The 23,350-nt window shown below is 29.1% G+C and carries 22 protein-coding genes; 10 read left to right on the top strand and 12 right to left on the bottom strand.

The window, feature by feature from the left end:
* Together ACY2RW_RS04790 and ACY2RW_RS04785 are read right to left on the bottom strand one after the other, a co-directional pair.
* Positions 1-3,657 (bottom strand): ABC transporter permease/M1 family aminopeptidase, encoded by a 3,657-nt coding sequence (locus ACY2RW_RS04790; protein WP_490121564.1) that lies wholly within the window; start codon positions 3,655-3,657, stop codon positions 1-3.
* Between the two features lie 85 nt (positions 3,658-3,742).
* Positions 3,743-4,633, bottom strand: a complete 891-nt coding sequence (locus ACY2RW_RS04785; protein WP_490121563.1) for an ABC transporter ATP-binding protein — start codon at positions 4,631-4,633, stop codon at positions 3,743-3,745.
* Positions 4,634-4,781: 148 nt separating this feature from the next.
* Between ACY2RW_RS04785 and ACY2RW_RS04780 the strand changes: the two genes are divergently transcribed.
* The 3 genes from ACY2RW_RS04780 to ACY2RW_RS04770 all read left to right on the top strand — a co-directional run bounded on the left by ACY2RW_RS04780 (position 4,782) and on the right by ACY2RW_RS04770 (position 7,885).
* Entirely contained in the window at positions 4,782-5,870 is a 1,089-nt protein-coding gene (locus ACY2RW_RS04780) for a M42 family metallopeptidase (RefSeq protein ID WP_490121562.1), read from the top strand.
* Between the two features lie 203 nt (positions 5,871-6,073).
* Complete coding sequence (locus tag ACY2RW_RS04775) at positions 6,074-7,231, top strand: aminotransferase class V-fold PLP-dependent enzyme (protein WP_490121561.1); 1,158 nt, start codon at positions 6,074-6,076, stop codon at positions 7,229-7,231.
* A 111-nt stretch (positions 7,232-7,342) separates the two neighbouring features.
* Positions 7,343-7,885, top strand: coding sequence for an NUDIX hydrolase (locus tag ACY2RW_RS04770; protein WP_490121560.1), 543 nt, complete (start codon positions 7,343-7,345; stop codon positions 7,883-7,885).
* 59 nt (positions 7,886-7,944) lie between these two features.
* Here the strand turns inward: ACY2RW_RS04770 and ACY2RW_RS04765 are convergent, their stop codons facing one another.
* Entirely contained in the window at positions 7,945-8,706 is a 762-nt protein-coding gene (locus ACY2RW_RS04765) for a DUF6503 family protein (protein WP_490121559.1), read from the bottom strand.
* 88 nt (positions 8,707-8,794) lie between these two features.
* Here ACY2RW_RS04765 and ACY2RW_RS04760 point away from each other — a divergent pair, with 88 nt between their 5' ends.
* Entirely contained in the window at positions 8,795-9,574 is a 780-nt protein-coding gene (locus ACY2RW_RS04760; RefSeq protein ID WP_490121558.1) for a sulfite exporter TauE/SafE family protein, read from the top strand.
* Between the two features lie 83 nt (positions 9,575-9,657).
* On the top strand, positions 9,658-10,449 hold the full coding sequence (locus tag ACY2RW_RS04755; RefSeq protein ID WP_490121557.1) for a TerC family protein: 792 nt from the start codon (positions 9,658-9,660) through the stop codon (positions 10,447-10,449).
* Positions 10,450-10,795: 346 nt separating this feature from the next.
* On the opposite strand, the gene ACY2RW_RS04750 is transcribed toward ACY2RW_RS04755, so the two are convergent.
* From ACY2RW_RS04750 to ACY2RW_RS04715, 8 genes are all read right to left on the bottom strand, one after another.
* Positions 10,796-11,164, bottom strand: a complete 369-nt coding sequence (locus ACY2RW_RS04750) for a glyoxalase (protein WP_490121556.1) — start codon at positions 11,162-11,164, stop codon at positions 10,796-10,798.
* The gene (locus tag ACY2RW_RS04745; protein WP_490121555.1) at positions 11,157-11,636 is read right to left on the bottom strand and encodes a hypothetical protein; all 480 of its coding nucleotides are present in this window, start codon (positions 11,634-11,636) and stop codon (positions 11,157-11,159) included. The genes ACY2RW_RS04750 and ACY2RW_RS04745 overlap by 8 nt, the downstream gene beginning before the upstream one ends.
* A gap of 99 nt (positions 11,637-11,735) precedes the next feature.
* Positions 11,736-12,926, bottom strand: coding sequence for an enoyl-ACP reductase FabV (gene fabV / locus ACY2RW_RS04740; protein ID WP_490121554.1), 1,191 nt, complete (start codon positions 12,924-12,926; stop codon positions 11,736-11,738).
* 20 nt (positions 12,927-12,946) lie between these two features.
* Positions 12,947-13,678, bottom strand: a complete 732-nt coding sequence (locus tag ACY2RW_RS04735) for a hypothetical protein (protein WP_490121553.1) — start codon at positions 13,676-13,678, stop codon at positions 12,947-12,949.
* Positions 13,650-15,518, bottom strand: a complete 1,869-nt coding sequence (locus tag ACY2RW_RS04730; protein ID WP_490121552.1) for a hypothetical protein — start codon at positions 15,516-15,518, stop codon at positions 13,650-13,652. Before ACY2RW_RS04730 ends, ACY2RW_RS04735 begins: the two co-directional genes overlap by 29 nt.
* Positions 15,512-16,459, bottom strand: coding sequence for a phosphoribosylaminoimidazolesuccinocarboxamide synthase (locus tag ACY2RW_RS04725; RefSeq protein ID WP_490121551.1), 948 nt, complete (start codon positions 16,457-16,459; stop codon positions 15,512-15,514). Before ACY2RW_RS04725 ends, ACY2RW_RS04730 begins: the two co-directional genes overlap by 7 nt.
* A gap of 43 nt (positions 16,460-16,502) precedes the next feature.
* Entirely contained in the window at positions 16,503-17,123 is a 621-nt protein-coding gene (locus tag ACY2RW_RS04720) for a hypothetical protein (RefSeq protein WP_490121550.1), read from the bottom strand.
* A complete protein-coding gene (locus tag ACY2RW_RS04715) occupies positions 17,120-18,073 on the bottom strand; it encodes a PhoH family protein (protein WP_490121549.1) in 954 nt (317 codons plus the stop codon). The genes ACY2RW_RS04720 and ACY2RW_RS04715 overlap by 4 nt, the downstream gene beginning before the upstream one ends.
* Positions 18,074-18,202: 129 nt before the next feature.
* Here ACY2RW_RS04715 and ACY2RW_RS04710 point away from each other — a divergent pair, with 129 nt between their 5' ends.
* From ACY2RW_RS04710 to gldG, 5 genes are all read left to right on the top strand, one after another.
* On the top strand, positions 18,203-19,063 hold the full coding sequence (locus tag ACY2RW_RS04710) for an SAM hydrolase/SAM-dependent halogenase family protein (RefSeq protein ID WP_490121548.1): 861 nt from the start codon (positions 18,203-18,205) through the stop codon (positions 19,061-19,063).
* Between the two features lie 6 nt (positions 19,064-19,069).
* Positions 19,070-19,366 carry a putative quinol monooxygenase gene (locus ACY2RW_RS04705; protein WP_490121547.1) on the top strand — a complete coding sequence of 99 codons (297 nt, stop codon included), beginning with the start codon at positions 19,070-19,072 and terminating at the stop codon, positions 19,364-19,366.
* A 266-nt stretch (positions 19,367-19,632) separates the two neighbouring features.
* On the top strand, positions 19,633-19,941 hold the full coding sequence (locus tag ACY2RW_RS04700) for a GIY-YIG nuclease family protein (protein ID WP_490121546.1): 309 nt from the start codon (positions 19,633-19,635) through the stop codon (positions 19,939-19,941).
* Positions 19,942-20,117: 176 nt separating this feature from the next.
* Positions 20,118-20,834, top strand: coding sequence for a gliding motility-associated ABC transporter permease subunit GldF (gene gldF / locus ACY2RW_RS04695; protein ID WP_490121545.1), 717 nt, complete (start codon positions 20,118-20,120; stop codon positions 20,832-20,834).
* Complete coding sequence (gene gldG / locus ACY2RW_RS04690; RefSeq protein ID WP_490121544.1) at positions 20,827-22,467, top strand: gliding motility-associated ABC transporter substrate-binding protein GldG; 1,641 nt, start codon at positions 20,827-20,829, stop codon at positions 22,465-22,467. Before gldF ends, gldG begins: the two co-directional genes overlap by 8 nt.
* Positions 22,468-22,584: 117 nt before the next feature.
* Here gldG and ACY2RW_RS04685 read toward each other — a convergent pair whose 3' ends face one another.
* Positions 22,585-23,349, bottom strand: coding sequence for an NAD(P)-binding domain-containing protein (locus ACY2RW_RS04685; RefSeq protein WP_490121543.1), 765 nt, complete (start codon positions 23,347-23,349; stop codon positions 22,585-22,587).
* Between the last annotated feature and the right edge of the window lies 1 nt (position 23,350).

Raw genomic sequence — 23,350 nt, 5'->3', positions numbered from 1 at the left:
TTATAGTTTTCTTCTATTATCATTAGATTGCGTATCTATTAATTTGTTGTAAGGATCTACACCTACTTCTGTGGGTTTTTCATCAACAATTAATGTAATTTTATTATAGATTTGAGTAATTTTATGTTTTTGCAAGTAGAGTTCTTTTTCCTTTTTTAAACCATCTACTTCCTCTACTGTAAAAACACCAATATCTATATAATCTGCTAAAGGTACAGACAAAACTGGCTTGCTCATTTTTTCTGATTGATATGACAAAGTGTCTCCTACTTTTTCTCCATAATATTTTTTTCCTTTTTCATCATTTCTGTATTTAGAAACTTCAAACTCAATATCTACTTGGTATTTTCCATTTTCTAATTTGGTAGATTTTACATCTACAACTCTATTTTTATATAATGTTATGGTTTCAAACATATCTTTAATTACATATTTTAAAGAATCTGGTGTTACTTGCTGGATGTAATTTACCATTTCTATAGAAGTTGTATAAGGAGGCTCTTGAAATTTTACTTTCTCTACATACTTTTTTAGTGCCCCATTTAATTTTTCTTCGCCAATATAATCACTCAAAGCATAAAAAACTAAAGAGCCTTTTTGATAACGTATATAACCCTGACCATCATTATACATTAATGGATTTTCTCTCTTCGTTTCTATGGTTCTTTGCACCAAGTAACCATCTAAAGCATCTTTTAAAAAGGTTCTCATTTTTTCTTTTCCATGTTGATGTTCTAACACTTTTAAAGCCACATATTCAGATAAACTTTCTGATAGCATTGTAGCTCCTAAAACATCAGCTCCAATTACTTGATGTGCCCACCATTGATGTGCAACTTCATGCACAGTAACAGCAAAAGGATAATCTACACCACTATCATCTTGATCATCTACATCTGCAATAAAACCAATACCTTCAGAAAAAGGAATTGTATTTGGAAAAGATTGGGCAAATGTACCTGCAGTTCTCGGAAACTCTATAATTCTTAATTGTTTATGTTGGTAAGGACTAAAGTTTTTCGAGTTATAATCTAAAGAAGCTTTCATCCCTTTTATCATTCTCTCCAAATTATAGGTATGTGGTTTATGATAATAAATTTCTAAACTAACACCTTTATACTTTTCTTTTTTCACTTCATATCTTGCTGAATTAAATGCATAAAAATTTAAAATTTTACTATCCATTTTGTAGTGAAAAAATTTCCTATCACCTTCTACCCATTCTTTTTGTAAATAACCTGGAGCTATTGCTATTTGGTCTTTTGATGTAGAAACTGTGGCTTCAAAATCTATCCAGTCAGAATCTTTAGAAATATAGGTATTGCCTAAAGCTGTTGAATCTGATGGATGAGGACGTAAATCATTAGGTGGTAAATTGTATTTTTTACGGGTTTTATTATCTACTAATTCACCTCCAGAAGAATATCCTAAAGACGGAAACATTTGAAAATTATTAAGAAATGTTCCATTTTCTCTTACAGGCGATTTTTTCTGAAACCTAGTATTTGTATTGCTTTTTACAGTTATTTTTAATTGTAATGAATCTCCTGGTTGTATTTTTTTATCAAATTGATAAATATCAAAATTAAAAATAGTGTCTTCTAACACCAACTTATTGGCCTTATCAAACTCAAAAGTACTTTTTAATGCATTATGATTTAGAAACACACTATCAATAGCTTTATCAGTTTTATTAACCATTGTATACACAGCAGATGCATTATAAGTCCTTTCTTTTGGGTAAATTTTTACATCTGCATTAACAGCAACAATTCTTGGTTGTTTATAATTCTCATATTTTTTATAGGTTTTTTCCCATTTTACTGCATCTAATTCAGCTTGTTTAGAAGATGAATTTTTAGAGTCTGATTTTGTGGCTTTCCAGATTGTAAATCCTAAAAACAAGAAAGATAATAAAACAACAAAAAAACTAATTTTTAAAGGTCTTTTAAAACGTTTTTTTGCAACATATATTCTTTCTGCAAATGAGCTTGGCAAACCTCTAAACCAAAATAATGCACTTATAATTAATAATAAAATCCCTCCTAAAATCCAATACAATTTGTACCATAAATAAGGTTGTAAAAAGGTTCCATAACCATTCATATCAGAATAACTATATCCTGGTCCCTCATTATATTTAAACACATCTAATTCTATACCAATTACAGATAAAAAGGGAGTTCCCATTGCAATTACTAATAAAATAAACAATCCTAAATATTGGTTCTTTGCTAAAGTTTGGATAAAAATTGCTAAGCATGCCCAAACTAAGTAATTTAATATTTTTAGTGCATACAATTCTTTTAAATAATGTCCAATTTCGAAATTGTAAAATCCTTGATATGTTTGATAAATGATACCAGAAATCATAATTACTGCCAACAAAACCAATTGCATCTTAACCAATGCTATTACTTTAGAGAATAGTAAGGTCCAATTTGGTACTGGTGTACTATCTACCAAATGATTTATTCTAGCAGTTCTTGTTCTTTGCACTAAAACACCTGCATATAAAAAAGTACAAAGGTTAATAATTAGCAAGCTAAAAACGTTTCCTGCTCCTAACATTTGCCACGTTAAAGGCAGTGTATTAGTTCCAAAAATTTTTCCCACTGTAAACAATGTACCTATAAGTAAAAAAATTCCTACAATTAGAATACAGATAAAAGGTAAACTTTTAAAAATAAATTTAAAATCTATGTAAGAAAGCTTCCACATTGTTTTTAAATTCTGAAGAAAAGAATAATTATGTGTTACTTTTGGTAAAGTAATTTTTGTAATACCACTAAAATTTGTTTTTGTTACTCTTTCTCCTTTTGATCTTTTAAAAGAGATTGATATTGCATTTTGACTAAATTTAAAATATTTATAAACCAAGCCAAAAATTAAAGAAGAAATTGCCAACCAAAATAACCTATTGTAAATAACAAACTCTTTAAAAGGAATTTGGAGTTCGTTCTGCTCTGACATTGTCCAGTACTTAGTATAATAATCTGATGCAGAGAAACCATAAGGATCTAAAATTGCCAAAATTTTTGCTTGTTCTGGGTCTGAGAATATGCTACTTATTGCTCCTTGTATAAACATTAAAATTATAACTGTAATAAATCCAGCAGCAATGCTTCTAGAAAACGTAACAACTGCAAAAACAACAGCTCCAAAAAACAACACATTAGGTAAAACAAAAACTAAATAAGCTTGCAAATAAGTTATTACGTTAAAATTTCCAACAATTTGAGGGTTGGTCCCAGGAAAACGAAAACCAATAACCATTCCTAAAATAATTACTAAAACAATAGCAGAGACAACTACAATTCCGCTAAAAAATTTAGCGAATAAATAATTGGCTTTTGTAAACGGATAGGAATATAGAATAGTATGCATTTCGCTCTTAAAATCTCTATAAATAGAAACTCCAATAATAGAGGGAAATAAAAAAAATATAAAAATGGTAAAAAAGTTTAGCAAACCATTAATGCCCATTGGCGAGTTTACAATTCTAGATGAACCAGTTGTGCCAGTAATTCCGTCCCAAATACCAGCAGCTGTTGCTGCTAAAAGAAAAGCAATTAATAAAAATATTACAGAATATATATAAAAAATAGGTCTTTTAAACCAGTATTTTAGTTCTTGTTTAAATATTGTTGAAAACATTTTATTCGAGTTATGAGTTTTGATTGATGAGTTATGAGTACTTGTTGATTTATAGAATTATAGTTAGTTTTTACTAACTTTTCTCTTAACTTGTTAAAATTGGTTCATCTTGTTTTAAAGCAATAAAATACACATCATCTAATTGTGGTACTGCAGCTGTAAAATTTTCTGCTGGTTGCTTATCTTCAAAAACTCTAATATTTAAAGTATTGTCTGGATTAAAATTTCTAGACAACACATTGTATTCTTTTATATGTTTTTCTAATGCTTCTTTTTCTATAATTTTTGTCCAGATTTTACCTTCTATTTCCTTAGTTGCTTCTTGTGGAGTGGTATGCTTTAAAATTTTTCCACCATTTAAAATTGCCATTTCATTACACAATTCTTTAACATCCTCTACAATATGAGTAGAAAAAATTACAGTACAATTTGTACCAACTTCTCTTAAAACATTTAAAAAACGATGCCTTTCTGCTGGGTCTAAACCTGCAGTTGGCTCATCTACAATAATTAATTTTGGATTATTTAAAAGTAATTGTGCAATTCCAAAACGCTGCTTCATTCCTCCAGAATAACCAGCAACATTTTTATGGCGTACATCATATAAATTGGTAATTTCTAAAACTTCTTTTACAATGGCTTTTCTTTCTGATTTATTTGCAATTCCTTTTAAAGTTGCAAAATAGTCTAGTAAATCTTCTGCAGACATTTTAGGATATACTCCAAAAGATTGTGGTAAATACCCCAAAACCTTTCTTAAAGACATATTATCTTCTAAAACATTAATATCACCAAAAGTAATCGTTCCTTCATCCGCGCTTTGTAAAGTTGCAATTGTTCTCATTAAAGAAGATTTTCCTGCTCCATTTGGCCCTAACAAGCCAAACATACCTGTGCCAATTTCTATACTTAAATCATCTATCGCTTTTACACCATTTTTATAAGTCTTTGTCAAATTCTCAATTACTAATTTCATCAGGATTGGTTTTAAATTTACTTTTGTGATAAGTGTAAAAGTAAGCACTTTTGTTACATTTTTTTGTGATTTTTTTAATGAGAATCCTAAAAATTCGTATTATTTTTACAATTATTGAGCAAAAATGAACTTTTATAAATTATAAATAATGGCAAAAAAATCAATCTTAAATAAAAAATCGCTAACTTTTTTAGAAAAATACTTAAATAATGCTGCTCCTACTGGTTATGAATGGGAAGGTCAAAAAATTTGGATGGACTACCTAAAACCTTATGTAGATACTTTTATTACAGACACTTACGGTTCTGCTGTTGGTGTAATTAATCCTGATGCAAAATACAAAGTGGTTATTGAAGGACATGCTGATGAAATTTCTTGGTATGTAAATTATATTTCAGACAATGGGTTGATTTACGTAATTAGAAACGGAGGTTCAGACCATCAAATTGCACCAAGTAAAGTGGTAAATATTCACACTAAAAACGGTATCGTAAAAGGGGTTTTTGGATGGCCAGCAATCCATACTAGAGACAAATCGAATGAACAAGCTCCAAAACCTGATAATATTTTTATAGATACAGGTTGTGCTACCAAAGAAGAAGTTTTAAAATTAGGCGTTCATGTAGGTTGTGTAATTACCTATCCAGATGAATTTCATATTTTAAATGAAAACAAGTTTGTTTGTAGAGCTTTAGACAACAGAATGGGTGGTTTTATGATTGCTGAAGTTGCACGTTTGTTAAAAGAAAACAAGAAAAAACTACCTTTTGGATTGTACATTACAAATGCAGTTCAAGAAGAAATAGGTTTACGTGGAGCAGAAATGATTACGCAAACCATAAAACCCAATGTTGCTATTGTTACAGATGTTACTCATGATACAACTACACCAATGATTGAACAAAAAAAAGCGGGGTATTTAGAAATTGGTAAAGGGCCAGTTGTTGCTTATGCTCCTGCTGTTCAGCAAAAATTAAGAGATTTAATTACAGAAACTGCAGAAGCTAAAAAGATTCCTTTTCAACGCTCAGCACTTTCTAGAGCAACTGGTACAGATACTGATGCTTTTGCATATAGCAATGGTGGTGTTGCTTCTGCACTCATTTCTTTGCCTTTAAGATATATGCACACAACAGTAGAAATGGTGCACAGAGAGGATGTAGAAAACGTAATTAAAATGATTTATGAAACGTTGTTGAATATTAAAGACGGAGAAACTTTTTCGTATTTTGAATAGCATAAAAATCAAGTTTTCATTTTGAGTGAATTTATGAAGAATGAATAAATTTGTATCGAGAAAACTTTTTAATAGTTGTTATTTCGAAATGAATAAAGAATGAACAATTGAGAAATCTCTGATGTAATTTAGAGATTTCTCATTTACATTCAAAATAACACTTTTCAGCATCTTTTAAGGCAAACTCTTCATTTTATAAACTTATGAAACTAACAAATCAAAAACATCTTTTTAGTATTCCTGATGAGATTACCTACTTAAATATTGCTAGTCAATCGCCTTCTTTTAAAACTGTTGAAAAGGCAGGGATTGAAGGTATTCTAGAAAAGAGTCATCCTTACAAAATTACAGGAGATCATTATTTTGAACCTGTAAAAGAAGTAAAAAAACTTTTTGCAAAACTGATTGATGTTGATAATTATAATAGAATTGCAAACATACCTTCTGCATCTTATGGCTTAGCAACTGCTGCAAATAACATTCGTTTGCAAAAAGATGATGAAATTCTTTTAGTTGAAAGTCAGTTTCCAAGTAATTATTACGTTTGGGAGAAATTGGCAAGCAAATTTGATGCGAAATTGAAAATCGTTTCCATGCCAGAATCTTCTAAAAACAGAGGTAAAAACTGGAATGAAGCCATTTTAAAATCGATTACAGAGAAAACTGCTGTGGTTACTTTGGGTAATATTCATTGGGCAAATGGGACGTTGTTCGATTTAAAAACTATCAGAAAAAAAACGACAGCACATAATGCTTTATTAATTATTGATGGTAGCCAATCTATTGGAGCATTGCCTTTTTCTATGAAAGAAATACAACCAGACGCATTAATTTCTGCTGGTTACAAATGGCTTTTTGGACCTTATGGTTGTGGTTATGCTTATTTTGGTGAGTATTTTGACAATGGAAATCCGTTAGAAGAAAACTGGTCAAATCGTTTAGATAGTGAAAATATGAGCGGTTTAACTTCTTACCAACCAAAATACAAACCATTAGCAAATCGTTATTCTGTTGGAGAACATGCAAGTTTTATTCATATAAAAATGCAAATTGAAGCATTAAAACAAGTTTTAGATTGGACACCAAAAGCAATCCAAAAATATTGTAAAGAAATTACTGTAGATGCTGCTTTAAAATTAAAAGAAATTGGTTGTTTTATAGAAGACGATAATTACAGAACGCATCATTTATTTGGTGTTGAATTGCCTCAAAAATTAGATGTAGAAAAATTGAAAGAAAAACTGAAAAAAGAAAATATCTTTATTTCTTTTAGAGGAAATTACATTAGGCTTTCTTGTCATCTATACAACACAAAAGAAGATTTTGAGAAGCTAACAGGTTGTATTTTAGCGTGTTTGTAAAATATTTGTCATTTCTCGACTTTAATGGAGAAATCTATAAGTATAATACAGAGGTTTCTCAACTTCATTTCATTAAGTTCGAAATGACATGCTAGCTTTATATAATTAAAAATGGACGAACTTATAGACATTCTAACTCCAGAAGGAAAACCTACAGGAAAAACTGCATTAAAATCTGAAGCACATAAAAATGGTTGGTTTCATGCAACTGTACATGTTTGGTTATTTACTGTTGATAAAAAAATACTACTGCAAAAAAGAGCTTTGACTAAAAAAGTATTTCCAGGTTTGTGGGATATTTCTGTGGCTGGGCATATTGGAGCTGGAGAATCTATATTATCTTCAGCAAAAAGAGAGGTTTTTGAAGAAATCGGATTGGTATTAGAGGAAAAAGAGTTCATTAAAATTGGGACAAGAATTCATCAAGTTTCTCATAAAAACGGAATTCAAGACAACGAACATCATCATGTTTTTATTGCCGAATTAAAAAATCCAATTAAAGATTTAACCATTCAAAAAGAAGAAGTTGCAGACATCAGATTGTTTGATTTAGACATTCTTAAAAACACAAAAAACCTTGACAACGTATTATTATCAAGGTTTCACGAATATTATATTGCTGTTTATGATGAAATTATTTCAGTTTTAGAATAAAAAATTTTTATTTTTTCACAAACTTTCTAACTGTTATACTGCAACTGTAAACTGCCAACTTATTCTCTTGGTTTCTCAAAAAAAGAAGCTGCTAATTTACCTTGGCTTACTAATGGTAACGTAAATTCTGTTGGATTTCCTGCTGGTTCAGTTGGTGTCCCTTTTTCATCTTTTTTATACCACGTAATTTCTTTTGGCAGAACTAATCCGTTTACGTCTTCCCATTTATTGTATCTAATGATATTATATTTACTACTAGGTGCTTTAGATTTAAACGTAACTGTATATGCTAACCATTCCATTTGATAAGTTTTTGGGTTGTAATACACTATATAATTATCATCAGGAGAAGTACCTTTGTTTGAAGCATAAGAAATTTTATAACCAGGATAATTTGTTCCTTCAAAAGTTAAATCATCTACTTTATTGTATGTTATCCCATCATCTGCCAACACAAATGGCATCGCATAAAAGTAAAAATATAGGTTATAATAAAAATTAGGGTTTCCTTTAAAATAAGTTGAGTCTTGATCTATCCAAACTTCTTTTCCGTCAAAACCTAAAGAATATTTTGGAGAATTGATGACCGTCTTTCTAGAGTGTAAATCTACAGTATGCACTTCTTCACCTTTATTAAAAGACAAAATTTGCGCTTTTCTCCAAGCATTTATTCCACCATGTTTGGTAAATACTTTACCTAATTCTGAAGGAAAATTTTCTTTCTTTGCTTCAATAGTTTTTTCTGTATTAACGTCTTTTTTACTTTCCTTTTTACAAGAAACTGCAATTACGATAATTAATAATAAGAGTATTTTTTTCATTTTTTATTCTAAATTTTTAATAAAGTCGGTTTTACAAATAATACTTACATTTTAAAAGTTTCTAAAAATAGAAAATTATATTTGCTTTATGTTAACTATTCTTTTTTTTGAAGTTTTTTTAGCAAATTGGCATATTATATTACTATTTTTTATAGTTGCAATTTTGTACTCATCTGTTGGTTTTGGAGGTGGTTCTAGTTACTTGGCAATACTAGCTTTAACAGGAATAATTTTTACACAAATTAGAGCTACAGCTTTGTTATGTAATATTGTAGTCGTTTCTGGAAATGTTTTTTTATTTTATCGTCATAAAAAATTAGATTGGAAAAAAATTCTTCCTCTCGTTTTTTTTAGTGTTCCTTTAGCTTACATAGGTGGGTACTTAAAAATAAGTCAGCAATTCTTTTTTATTTTATTAGGTTTTACACTGTTCTTTGCTGCAATTACAATGTGGATATCAAAAAAAATTGTTTCTTCAGATAAAAAAAACAACAATATAAAACCCTTAAAAAATGCCAGTTATGGAGGAATTATTGGCTTTATTTCTGGTATGGTTGGTATTGGTGGAGGCATTTTTTTAGCACCCATTTTGCATTTGACAAATTGGGACACTCCAAAAAAAATAGCTGCAACTGCAAGTTTTTTTATTTTAGTAAATTCTATTGGAGGTCTATTAGGCCAGTATTCAAATCCCGATTTTAGAATTGATTGGAACCTAACTTCTACCTTATTGATTACTGTTTTTATTGGCGGACAAATAGGCAGTAGAATAAGTAACAAATACTTCTCTCCTATTCAACTTAAAAAGGCAACAGCTCTCTTAATTGCTGTTGTAAGTATTCGTATTCTATGGAAATATTTATTTTAGTAGAATATGAGGTTATTTTTTTTGAATAAAGATTGGTTGAATTAAAATGAAAAAATATCTTTGACATCATAAAAATTTAAAAAATGTTAGAAAATATCTTTACGCTATTAATGCTGATTATGTTACAAGCTGTTCTAGGTTTTGACAATTTATTGTACATCTCTTTAGAATCTAAAAAAGCCCCAGTTGCAGAACAAAAAAGAGTTCGAAAAGTTGGTATTTTAGTTGCTATTGCTTTAAGAATTGGATTGCTTTTTCTCTTAGTATCTATTATTGATTACTTTCAAGAGCCTTTTTCGTTTTTAACTGGCGAAATTGATGATGTTGTTAAATTTGCCTTTAATGGTCATAGCATAATTGTACTTTTAGGTGGTGGATTTATTATTTACACAGCCATCAAAGAAATTTGGCACATGATTGCAACACCCAATTTAGAAAATTCTGAAATGGTCGATACCAAAAGAAACAAATCTGCAAACGCTGCAATTGTTAGTATTGTAATTATGAATCTGGTTTTTTCTTTCGATTCTATCTTAGCAGCAATTGGTTTGACTAGTGAGATAGAAAACTCTACAACTGCATTTATTATTATGGCAATTGCCATTGTTGCAAGTGGTTTGTTAATGTTATTTTTAGCAGATAAAGTATCTTCTTTCTTAGCAAAAAATAGAATGTATGAGGTTTTAGGACTCTTTATTTTATTTATTGTGGGAATTATGCTAATCACAGAAGGTGGACATTTAGCACACATTAAACTTTTTGGAGAAGAAATTGTACCAATGAGTAAAACTACATTCTATTTTGTAATTGCTATTTTAGTTATTATTGATATTGTACAAGGTAGGTACCAGAAAAAATTACTTGCTCAAAAATAGTTTTCAAAATTTATAAAAGGAGGCTGTTTAAAAAGCAGTTAAGTATGTCAAACTGAGCTTGTCGAAGTTTTGTAATTCATTGATTATCAATTGTATTTAGACAAATCCTGTCTTGAGCGAAGATGAAATGATCAATATGACAAGTAGTTAATTTTTTGACTTTTCAGACAGCCTCTTTTTTTTTAACACTTTTTGTTTAATTTTTTTAACATTTTATTAAACAATTATATCTTATCTTTGTATTGTTATAAAAGTGAACTTCTAATTTATTAGATAGGCATATTTAATTTCATAAAAAGAAGTTTTGGTTGATTGTTAAAACCGCTACTAAAAAAGTAGCGGTTTTTTATATTTCTAAAATACTGTCTTGCAATCTTTGTTTTAAAATCTGCACAATTCTTCTATTTAATTCTGAAGTATTTTTATGATGATAGTCCAATTCATCCACAGAAAAATGGCCAATAATAATACCTAACAATACACTTTTAAAGTTGATATCTTTAGTTAATGATGCATTAATTACCTTTTTTTGTTTCTCACCAGACAAACCTTTAAAATCTATTTTTCTTTTTTGCACGTAGTTTTTAAACATAGAAATTACCAAAAGATGCTGCATCTTGATTATAGGACGAATTACTTCGTTTTGAAACTGCTCCAATTTAGAGGTACCTTCATTTACTAAATTGGCTAGAATTGGTCTTTCTTTTTTAATCATCTAATAATTCATTTAACTCTAACAAATAGTCGTATTGTAAATCTTCATGCAATTTTTCGATAGCTTTTTTAATCATTCTAACCTGTGTCTCAAATACATTTTGTAGCCTTGTACTTCTCTTAATTGATGGTTTGAACGCTTTTAATTTTTTACAAAAATAAAGAAGCAATTCTGTTTCTGTTTCTTTCTTTTTTGAGTAACGAATGTACTTTTTAGTAAGTGTTAAAATTTTTCTAACACTCTTTCTAATGTAATAAAAACTGTTTGTATTAATATCATTAAAAAGTAAATCTATTTGTTCTTTTATAGATTGAATGTATCCTTCTTCATTATGAGATTCAAATAACAAATACGTTAATAATTCTTTATTTTCTTTCTTAAATTTAGACAAATGCAAACACAACTCTTTTAATTCATTAGCAGATTTATGAGAAAGTTCGTCTTTTAATTGTTTTACGGTTACTGCTTTCATCTATTTATTTTTTTACAAGATAAAAAAGAAAACCTCACAGATTTTTTAATTTGTGAGGTTTTTATTTAGATTCTTGCCTGCGCAAGAATGAGAATTTAATTATTTTTCACTTGGTATTTCTACCATTTCATTAACATCTGCATCATAATCTACACCTTCTACTTTAAAGCCAAAAAGATTGTAAAAATCATTACTATAGCCTTCTAAGTCTCCTATTTCTGCAACATTTTCTGTAGTTGCTTGCTCCCAAAGTTGTGCAACTTCTGCTTGTACATCTTCATACATTTCCCAATCATCAATTCTAATTCTTCCTTTTTCATCCAAAGGAATGTCACCATCAATATACAAACGCTCACTATATAAACGCTGAATTTGCTCTATACAACCTTCGTGAATTTCTTTGGCTTTCATCACTTTAAACAATAAAGAAATGTATAAAGGAATTACAGGAATTGCAGAACTGGCTTGTGTAACCAATGCTTTATTTACAGATACATAAGCTTTACCATCAATCGATTTTAAATCGTCTGTAATTTTAAAAGCAGTCGCTTCTAAATGATCTTTTGCAGCACCAATAGTTCCATTTCTATAAACTGGTTTTGTAACTTCTGGGCCAATATAAGAATAAGCTACTGTTGTTGCTCCTTGTGATAAAACACCTGCTTCTTTTAGGGCATCCATCCACATTTTCCAATCTTCTCCACCCATTACTGTAACTGTATTTTCGATATCATCTCCTTCTGCAGGATTGATAGAAACCTCAGAAACTTTTCCTGTGTGAAAATCTACTGTTTTATCAGAAAACACTTGTCCAATTGGTTTTAAAACAGATTTGTAACGTTTTCCTGTTTCTGGATGTGTTCTTACTGGTGATGCTAAACTATAAATAACCAAGTCTACTTGCCCTAAATCTTCTTTTATTAAGTTGATAGTTTGCTCTTTTATTTCGTTTGAAAAAGCATCTCCATTAATGCTTTTTGCATACAAACCTGCTGCATGAGCGTGCTTTTCAAAAGCGGCTGTATTGTAAAACCCTGGTGATGCTGGTCTGCCTTCTGTTGCAGGTTTGTCAAAGAAAACACCAATTGTTGCTGCATCTGAGCCAAAAGCACTTGTAATTCTAGATGCTAATCCAAACCCAGTTGATGAACCTAACACTAATACTTTTTTTGCGCCATCAATTTTTTCTTTCGATTTTACATATTCTATTTGATTGATTACGTTTTGCTCACAACCTACTGGATGTGCAGTTAAACAAATAAATCCTCTTGTTCTTGGTTCTATTTTCATTGTTGTTTGTTTTATTACTATTAAATTGGAAAAGAGATCCCAATTCCAAATCTTACACCACTCCATTCTGTTTTCACAGACTTTTTATCTTTATTTTCTAAATGAAAATCTTTATTTGTATCTAAAAGTAAATTATTTCCAAAAACTAAATCATACCCTAAATTTAATCTTATTTTCAAAATGGAAACAGGATATTCGTACAAAAGTCTTACTCCAGCTCCAATATCAACTGAAGAAAACCCTATACTTTCTTTATTTACAGTTGTTAATATTTGAGAAAAGCTTTCTAATTTTAATGATGAAAAGGTTAAAAAACCTCTAAAACCTGAATAAAATTCACCTTTTGCATTTTCTTTACTTAACTTTATTTGATATTCTCCACCTAAAGTTATTCCTTGTAAACTTTGTGTAAATCTTATAATTCCTGAATAATCAGAATATGATATTTTTCCTCCTGTGCTATTGTAAGAAACAAAAAATTCTGTATTAATTGAATTTAATTTATAACCTGTTAAAAAACCAATATTACTTGGAAAATTATCATTAACAGTTAGAGCAACTTCTGTTACATCTTTCAATAATTCGTCTTGAAATTGTTTTAAAGGTGAGTGCAAAAAAGTATTATAATTAATCTCAACAAAAATAATTCCTTTATCTTGAGCTTTTAGTGTTAATGCATTTGAACTAAAAAAAACAATTAATAACCAAAAGCGAATGTTAATTTTAAAAAACATAATTTGTATAGTTGCCATTTATTAAATAAAATAATTTATCTCCTTTAAGAAAAAAATAATTCTCGGTATTACGATATATATTTAGATCTAAAAAATCTGTTAAAAATGCTCCTTGATTATTGAAAACTGAAAGACCTGCACTAGAAGCACTTGATTGTTTATTTATTAGTAAAACATTATTTGATTTATTGTCATATTTGACCCAGAAAACATCTTTTTTATTATTCATCAAGGTTTTCTGCCTAGTTAAAATATCATATAGAACAACTTTATCATTTTCTGTATAGTAGACTAGCTTCGTATTATCAGATGAAAAGTCCATATTAATAATCTTTTCACTTTCATTTAAATCCATCAAAAAATCTGGCTTGCCATTTATAATGGAATATAATTTACCTCCATAGCTAATAAATTTACCGTCATCCGAAATTCCATGGATATAATTATTCACTCCAGTTTTATGAATTATATTTTTACTATTAATATCATAAAATTCAATGAAATACCCTGAATCATATTTTAAAACAGCAATGACGTCTGTTCTATTATAGAACTTTTGAAATTTATCAAAACCTGTAAAATCTGTTAAACTATTCTTTTCAATGATAGATAAAGAATTAACATCTAATTCAATGGATGCTTCATAATAATTAACAATTAGGCTTTGAGAAACTTCATCTAAAAACAATTTACCAGAGCCTGTATAATCTGATGGATTCTCATAGCTTATCTCTCTTAAAAGTTCTAACTCTGAAGAAAATTCATGTATATAGATTTTTCGATTATTATGATTATTATCTTGACTTAACGTAAAATATGTATCTGATTTATTTGAATAAACCATATCTTTAAAACCACTATGTGATACAGTATTATTTATATGTTCTTGCCCAAAAACTTTTCCCAACTTTAAATGAAACTGACGACCTCTGCTTGTGTTGTAATCAAAAACTAAAATATAGGTACCAGTAAAAGCTAACCTTTCGTTAATTATAAATTCTCCATCTTTAGTTGGATCCGCGTTTGTTTTAGGAATTAAATTCCTTATGCCATTGGAAGCTCCAAAAAAATTCATTCCCCCAGCATTTTTATAAACTGGGTGTTTTTTCCATGAAAGTTTAGTTTTGTTATCATTAACATAATTTAATTCAACTTCTAAATCTTCAATTTCATATGTGAGCTTTTGTCCCAAATTTTCGTGGTATCTATTCTTTAAATAAATAGAATATTCAACATTCCCGTGGACTGAATAAATATCGTTAAAAACTCCTTTAGAAATTTCTTCTTTGGTAAGTCTAGTTCCACCTCCACCATTATGATCCCTTATATAGGCCTCTTTAAAATTTAAATTGTTTGGAATATCCCAACTAACAAAAATAGTTCCATCTTTAATTTCAATTTTTTTTATGTCTATTGGGTCTGTTAATGTTTTGTCTACAATAAAATCATAAACGTCTTCTCTTACAAAACCCTCGGAATTATTTTTATCAGCTAAACTCCCAGAACCTGTAAAATAGTAATATTTTGTAATAAGTTGATGAGCTCCTTCACTCAATTCGTCTGTATTTATAAGGATTTCTCCTTGGAGATATTTAGTAGATAATACTAATTTACCGTCAATAAAAAATTCTATCAAAAATAATCGTTCATTTTTTTTTGAACTTTCATTATAATAAACTTTAGTAGGTTCTCTTAACACAGTACCATCACTAAAGTTTGAAAGAGATAAATTATATGAATCGTTACTATATGGTTCTATATAACTAAATGAGTCTTCACTAAATTCAAAATTGCAACTAATGAAAACTAAAGTAACTAAAAAAAGGAAATATTTTAAATCTAAATTTTTATTCAACATTTTAAAAATGGTTTTACATTCTCTTCAATTCTTTCTAAAACATTCTCTGTTGATGCTTTTACAAAAGTTTCTCCAGTAATTTGTTCATATAACTCTATGTATCTATTCGAAATTTCTACAATTTTTTTATCAGACATTTCTGGTATTTGTTGCCCATCTTTTCCTTGAAAACCATTTTCTATCAACCATTGGCGCACAAATTCTTTAGATAATTGTTTTTGTGTTTCTCCTTTTTCTTGTCTTTCTGCATACCCATCAGCATAAAAATAACGAGAAGAATCTGGTGTGTGAATTTCATCAATCAATACAATTTTGCCATCTTTTGTTTTACCAAATTCGTATTTGGTATCTACTAAAATCAAGCCTCTTTTTGCAGCAATTTCTGTTCCTCTTTGAAATAATGCTCTTGTATATTTTTCTAAAACAATATAATCTTCTTTAGAAACAATTCCTTTGGATAAAATATCTTCACGAGAAATGTCTTCATCATGTTCGCCATTATCTGCTTTGGTTGATGGTGTAATTAGCGGTTCAGGAAATTTATCGTTTTCTTTTAATCCTTCTGCCATTTTTACTCCACAAAGTAATCTTTTTCCTAATTTGTATTCACGAGCTGCATGTCCTGAAAGATATCCACGAATAACCATTTCTACTTTAAAAGGTTCGCATAAATGACCAATGGCTACATTTTCATCTGGAGTTGACAACAACCAATTAGGAACAATATCAGCTGTATCATTCATCATTTTTGTGGCAATCTGATTTAAAATCTGTCCTTTAAACGGAATTTGACGTGGCAAAATCACATCAAATGCAGAGAGTCTGTCTGTGGCAATCATTACTAAAAGTTCGTCATTAATATTGTAAACTTCTCTTACTTTGCCTTTATAAACAGATTTTTGTTTGGGAAACTGAAAATTAGTTTCGTTAATTGTATTCATTTTTTTAGTTGTTGTTGTGGCTGCAAAAATAAACTATCCAAAGTTATTTCTTTTTCTTTTTTAGCACTTTTATTTGCTTTAAATTATCTACAATTGGTGTAGCTGTAATTACTTTTTCACCTGGTATAAAATAAAAGAAATATGCAGAATTTTGCCCAATCTTTCTAACATCTAATCTGCTGTTATCTTTAAAAATTAGAGTGTGATTTGGAGTAATCTCATTTTCTGTAAGCTTGTGTTTCATGCCAAATCCATAACCAGTTCTCATTGATACAAACAATAAAAAAAATAAGAACATCATACCAGGAATTAGATTTTTTTTCTCTTCTAAATCTGCATAACGTTTGTCCCATTTTTCTATATTATATAGTTTTTGATACCATTTTTTAACTCTCAATTTTTTATAGATTTTTGGGGCTCCTTTTGTCAAATAAAAATAAAGTAACGCAAACATTATACCTAGTGCAACAGCAAGAACCCAATTATTGGTTAATAAACTAATTGGAGAAATTAATGCATCTAAAATTGTGGTATAGTTTAAATAAGAAACTCCAAAAATTCCATAAAATATAGCATCACTTACAATTCCTAAAATAATCAAATATAAATAGCCAATGTAGAAATAATCTTGAAGTCCTAATTTTTCTTTTTCTATTTTTATCATTCAGTTTCTATACTTTTATAAGCAGTTATAATTTTCTTCACCAATCTATGTCTTACCACATCTTTATCATCTAAATAAACTTGTGCTATACCATCAATATCTTTTAATGCTAATAAAGATTCTTTTAAACCAGAAACTTGTTTTCTTGGCAAATCTATTTGACCAGGATCACCAGTAATAATAAATTTAGCATTTTTACCCATTCTTGTTAAAAACATTTTCATTTGGTTATGGGTTGTATTTTGTGCCTCGTCTAAAATTACAAATGCATTGTCTAAAGTTCTACCACGCATAAACGCTAAAGGTGCAATTTGTATAACGCCTTTTTCTAGGTGAGATTCTAGCCTTTCATGCGGAATCATATCTCGCAAAGCATCGTACAAAGGTTGCATATATGGGTCTAGTTTTTCTTTTAAATCTCCAGGAAGAAAGCCTAAATTTTCACCAGATTCTACAGCTGGTCTTGTTAAAATAATTCTTCTAACCTCTTTTTCTTTCAGTGCTTTTACTGCCAAAGCAACTGCTGTATAAGTTTTCCCAGTTCCTGCAGGTCCTACAGCAAAAAGCATGTCATTTTTACTCATTAGTGTGACCATTTTACGCTGATTTTCTGTCTGCGCTTTCACTAATTTCCCACTAACCCCATGTACTAAAACATCTTTTGCATTTTTTGTAGATTTGGTTTGCTCTTCATTTCCTGTTGATGTTAAAATACGCTCAATACTATTCTCATCCAACTTGTTGTAACGATTATAGTATTTTATCAATCTATCTAAACGAGTTTCAAATTCGTCTAAAATATCTGGTTCTCCGTAAATTTTGAGTTTAGATCCACGAGCAACAATTTTAATTTTTGGAAAGTATCTTTTTAATTGCTCAATTGTACTGTTGTGTTCGCCAAAAAAATCTTTAGGACTGATTTCTGTAAGCTCTATAATGCGTTCGTTCAAATGATAATATTTTGTTTATGGTTATCGTTATTTATTCAACTAAAAATAGTAATTTAAAATACTAAAATGATTAGATTTGCGTAAACTAATTAACAACTTTTACACAATTCAATTAACAGCATAAAATTAATGTCTCTAATTACATTAACTACAGATTTTGGAACCAAAGACCACTTTGTTGGTGCTGTTAAAGGAGCAATCTACTCAGAACTTTCTGATGCTAAAATTGTTGATATTACGCATGAAATATCGCCATTTAATATTACAGAAACTGCTTATATTTTAAAAAATTCTTACAAAAGCTTTCCTGATGGAACCATACATATTGTTGGTGTAGACTCTGAGTTAAGTAGAGATAATAAACATATTGCCTTAGAATTAGACAACCATTTTTTTGTTTGTCCTGATAATGGATTAATCTCAATGATTGCTTCAGAAATTAAGCCTACTAAAATTGTAGAAATTAATATTCATGATAGAATTGAAAGTAGTTTTCCTGTGTTGGATGTTTTTGTTCAAGTAGCTTGTTTTATTGCTAGAGGAGGAAATTTAACTGTAATTGGTAAAGAAATACAAGAATATAAAAAGCTTATAGAAATTCAACCACAGGTAAATCAAGCACAAAATCAGATTATTGGAGGTGTTTTATATATTGATAATTATGGAAATGTAATTAGTAATATTAGCAAAAAAATGTTCCAAGACATTGGTAAAGGTCGTCGTTTTAAAGCTAGTGCAAGACGTTATTCCTTTTCTAAAATATTTACAAAATATAATGAAGTTACTGGAGATAGTGCACATGATAGCATACAATATGATGGAAGTAAATTAGCCATTTTTAATTCTGCAGGGTTTCTAGAAATTGCCATTTACAGAAGTAATTTAGGCACTGTTGGTGGTGCTTCTACACTTTTAGGATTAAATTATAGAGATCCTATTATTATTGAGTTTTACAATGATTCTAAACCAGAATTTACTCCATTAACCTAAAAAAATATGTTTGTACGAATTGTAAAAATGAGTTTTCATCAAAAACACATTACAGCATTTTTAACAATGTTTGAAGATAAAAAATCTTTGATAAGAGCTTCTAAAGGATGTGAATTGTTAGAATTGTATCAAGATAAAAATAATTCTGGCATCTTTTTTACCTATTCTTATTGGAATACAGAAGAAGATTTAGAAAATTACAGAAACTCTGAGTTGTTTAAAACCACTTGGAAACAAACTAAAACGTATTTTAACGATAAACCATTAGCTTGGAGTGTGGATAAAAGAGTGAGTTTACAATAAAGTTAGAAATTAGGAGTTTAAAAAATATCCTTTTGAGAAAAAAGAAACAAGAAATAAGAAATAAGAATATTATACTCAAAATCCAAATTCTATAATGTAAATTAGTTTTAATAATAAGTCTTCGACAAGCTCAGACTGACAGTTGTTAATAAATTGGCTTTAGAGAGTAAAACAAGAAATTTAATATTAGAAATATTATTATAAAAACGAATAACAATTAAAAATCAGAATGTCACACTGAGCTTGTCGAAGTGTAAAATTAAATTATGAAGAGATATTACGTTTATATTTTACTTTGTTCAGACAACTCTTTTTATACAGGAATGACAAATGATTTAGAGAGAAGAATGACAGAACATAAATCTGGAAAAAGTAAAGATTCATATACTTTTACAAGATTGCCAGTGGAATTAAAATGGTATTTAGAGTGTTATGACCCAAGAGATGCAATTCAGTATGAAAAGAAAATTAAAGGTTGGTCTAGAAGAAAGAAAAAAGCTTTAATTAATGAAAATTGGGATAATTTAGTTGAATTTTCTAAAAATTATACTCAAAATCCAAATTCTAGAATGTAAATTAGTTTTAATAGTAAGTCTTCGACAAGCTCAGACTGACTGTTATAAGATAAATTGGCTTTAGAGAGTAAAACAAGAAATTTAGTATTAGAAATATTATTATAAAAACGAATAACAATTAAAAATCAGAATGTCACACTGAGCTTGTCGAAGTGTAAATTTAAATAAGAAAAAAAGTGTTCCCAATCCTAAAAAAAGAATTCAACTCATTTTTTGCAAGTCCAATTGCCTATTTGGTTATTGGAGTTTTCTTGTTGATAAATGGTTTATTTCTCTGGATTTTTAAAGACGATTTTAACATCTTAAATGCTGGTTTTGCAGATTTAAATCCGTTTTTCTTTTTAGCTCCTTGGGTATTTTTATTTTTGATTCCTGCAATTACTATGAAATCTTTTTCAGACGAGTTTAACAACGGAACCATAGAACTCTTAAAAACAAAACCCATTTCTGATTGGCAAATTGTCTTAGGTAAATTTTGGGCATCACTCCTATTGGTTGTTGTGGCTTTAATTCCTACTTTAACTTATGTATATACAGTTTACAGCTTAGGAAATCCTGTTGGAAATATCGATTTTGGCAGTACAATTGGCTCTTATATTGGCTTGTTATTTTTAGCAGCAACTTACACTGCTGTGGGTTTGTTTACATCAACATTATCTAAAAATCAGATAGTTGCTTTTATTTTTGCAGTGTTTATCACGTTTTTTTTATATTATGGATTTGACGCCATTTCCAACTCTTTAGGAAATGATTTATTCATCAAAAAAATCGGAATTAACGAGCATTTTAAAAGTATTTCTAGAGGCGTTATAGATACAAGAGATATTATTTATTTTTTGAGTGTTACTGGTTTCTTTTTATTCATTACTAAAATGCGTTTAGACAATGAATAAGAAGATAAAAAATACCGCATTTTTACTAGTTGGATTGATTGTTTTAAACTTTATCAATCAATCTTTTTACAAACGTTTCGATTTAACTTCAGACAAACGCTACACACTTTCTGAAACCACAAAAAACATCATTTCAAAAATAGATAATACACTTTTTATTACTGTGTATTTAGAAGGCGATTTTCCATCAGAATTTAAAAGATTGCAAGCAGAAACTCGTCAATATTTAGAAGAGTTAGCTGCAGAAAATCCGAATATCATAATCAATTTTGAAAATCCAGACAATCAACGTGAAATGTTGATTAAAAGAGGGATGATTCCAAGCCAATTAACAGTAGAAGAAGAAGGTAAACTCTCTGAAGCTATTATTTTTCCTTGGGCAGAACTTACTTACGGAAAGAAATCCACTACTGTTTCTTTATTACCCAACGCAATTGTAGCATCACAAGACGAGCAATTGCAAAAAGCCATTGAAAATTTAGAATATAGTTTTTCGAATGCAATTAATTCCATCACACAGAAAAAACAGCAGAAAGTTGCAGTTATCACTGGAAATGGAGAGTTAGAAGATATTTATCAATATAGTTTTTTAAGTGAAGTTGCCAAAAAATACAGAATGGCTAAATTTACGTTAGATTCTGTAGCTACAAATCCAAAGCAAACCTTAAAAGATTTAACGTCTTTAGATTTGGCTATTATTGCAAAACCAACTGAAAAATTTACAGAAAAAGAAAAATTTGTGTTAGACCAATTTATTACAAATGGTGGTAAAACACTTTGGATGATAGACAATGTGCAAGCAGATCAAGACAGCTTATTTAATGGCGGAAAAATGTTGGCTTATCCAAGAGATTTGAACTTGACAGACTTATTATTTACTTACGGAGTAAGAATTAACACCACTTTAATTAAAGATTTATATGCTGCTAAAATTCCTTTAGCAACAGGAAAAGTTGGCAATCAAACACAGTTTAAAAATCTGGAATGGTTTTATCATCCTTTAGTTGGTGGAAATCCAAATCATCCAATTACAAAAAATGTTGCTCCTGTTCGTTTACAATTTGCAAATCAAATAGATACCTTAAAAAACAACATCAAAAAAACACCATTATTAGTAAGTTCTTTATTAACCCAAAAAGTAGGAACCCCAAATTTTATTGAGCTACAATCTATTGCTGATGAAGTGATGGAAACAGATTACAAAAGTGGGAATCAATTATTTGCAGTTTTGTTAGAGGGCGATTTTAATTCGGCTTATAAAAATCGAGTAAAACCTTTTGAAACATCACTTTTTAAAGAAAATGCAAACAACAATAAAATGGTAATTATTGCTGATGGTGATGTTGGAAAAAACCAACTTTTAAAAGGAAAACCACACGATTTAGCAAGAGACAAATGGACCAATCAAACCTTTGGAAATAAAGACTTTTTATTAAATACTGTAGATTATTTATTAGACGATTCTGGTTTGATTAAACTAAGAAATAAAACTTTACAAATTAGAATGTTAGACAAGCAAAAGGCATTTAAAGAACGTACTTTTTGGCAGTTTTTGAATGTGATTTTGCCACTACTTATTTTGTTTGTTTTTGGGTTTGTTTTTAATTATTTGAGAAAGAGGAAGTATAGTTAGCAGTATGCAGTATGCAGTATGCAGTATGCAAAAATGAGATTTTCTTATGAATGTCATTTCGACTTTATGGAGAAATCTCAACTTTAACTTGGAACTTGGAATTTTGAACTCTAAACCCTAATTCCTCAACAAATCATCGTAAATAAAAGAGTAGCTTAAAACTCTTTGCACTTTATCCGAAGAAATAATTTTCCATTCAAAAACTTTTTCTTGTTTAAAAACAGGAGCTTCAAAACCTTTACTTTCTCTAGCTTTTATATAAAATTGCTCTCTTGTTGGATGATGATTTGCACAAGCATTAAAGGTTTCATTCCAACAATTTTGATTGATAATTTCGTGAATAATCTCGATACAATCTTCTTGATGAATCATATTTACAAACCCTTCTGGTTGTGGAATTTCACGCTCGTTTTTAAACCAATTTGCAGGATATCTTTCGCCTCCAAATAAACCTGCAAAACGAATAATCGTAGTTTCGAAAAAAGTATTTTCTCTAAATAAATTTTCAATTTCAACCAAAGGATGATTTTGCACAACTTCATCTTCTTCTGTCATCACTTTATTAATTCTTGGATACACAGAAGTAGAGCTTATAAAAATCACCTTTTGAATTGATGAATTTTGAATTTGAGCAATCAAATTTTCAAAACCATCAATATCTTTTGAGGTTATTGCAACAATTAAAATATCGGATTCTAAAAAAACATCATATTCTTCAAACTCAGCAATATTTACAATATGAGTGTCTATACCTAAACTTTCTAAAGATGCTATTTTCTCATCAGAAGTTGTAGAGCCTTTTACAGTGTAACCATCCTGTAAAAAAGAAATTGCTAAGGGTTTTCCTAACCATCCACATCCTAAAACACTTATTTTATGCATC

It is taken from the genome of Polaribacter sp. 2305UL8-11 (assembly GCF_058147165.1).
The sequence above is the reverse complement of the archived record's forward strand: the minus strand, read 5'-3'. Positions and strand labels throughout refer to the sequence as shown.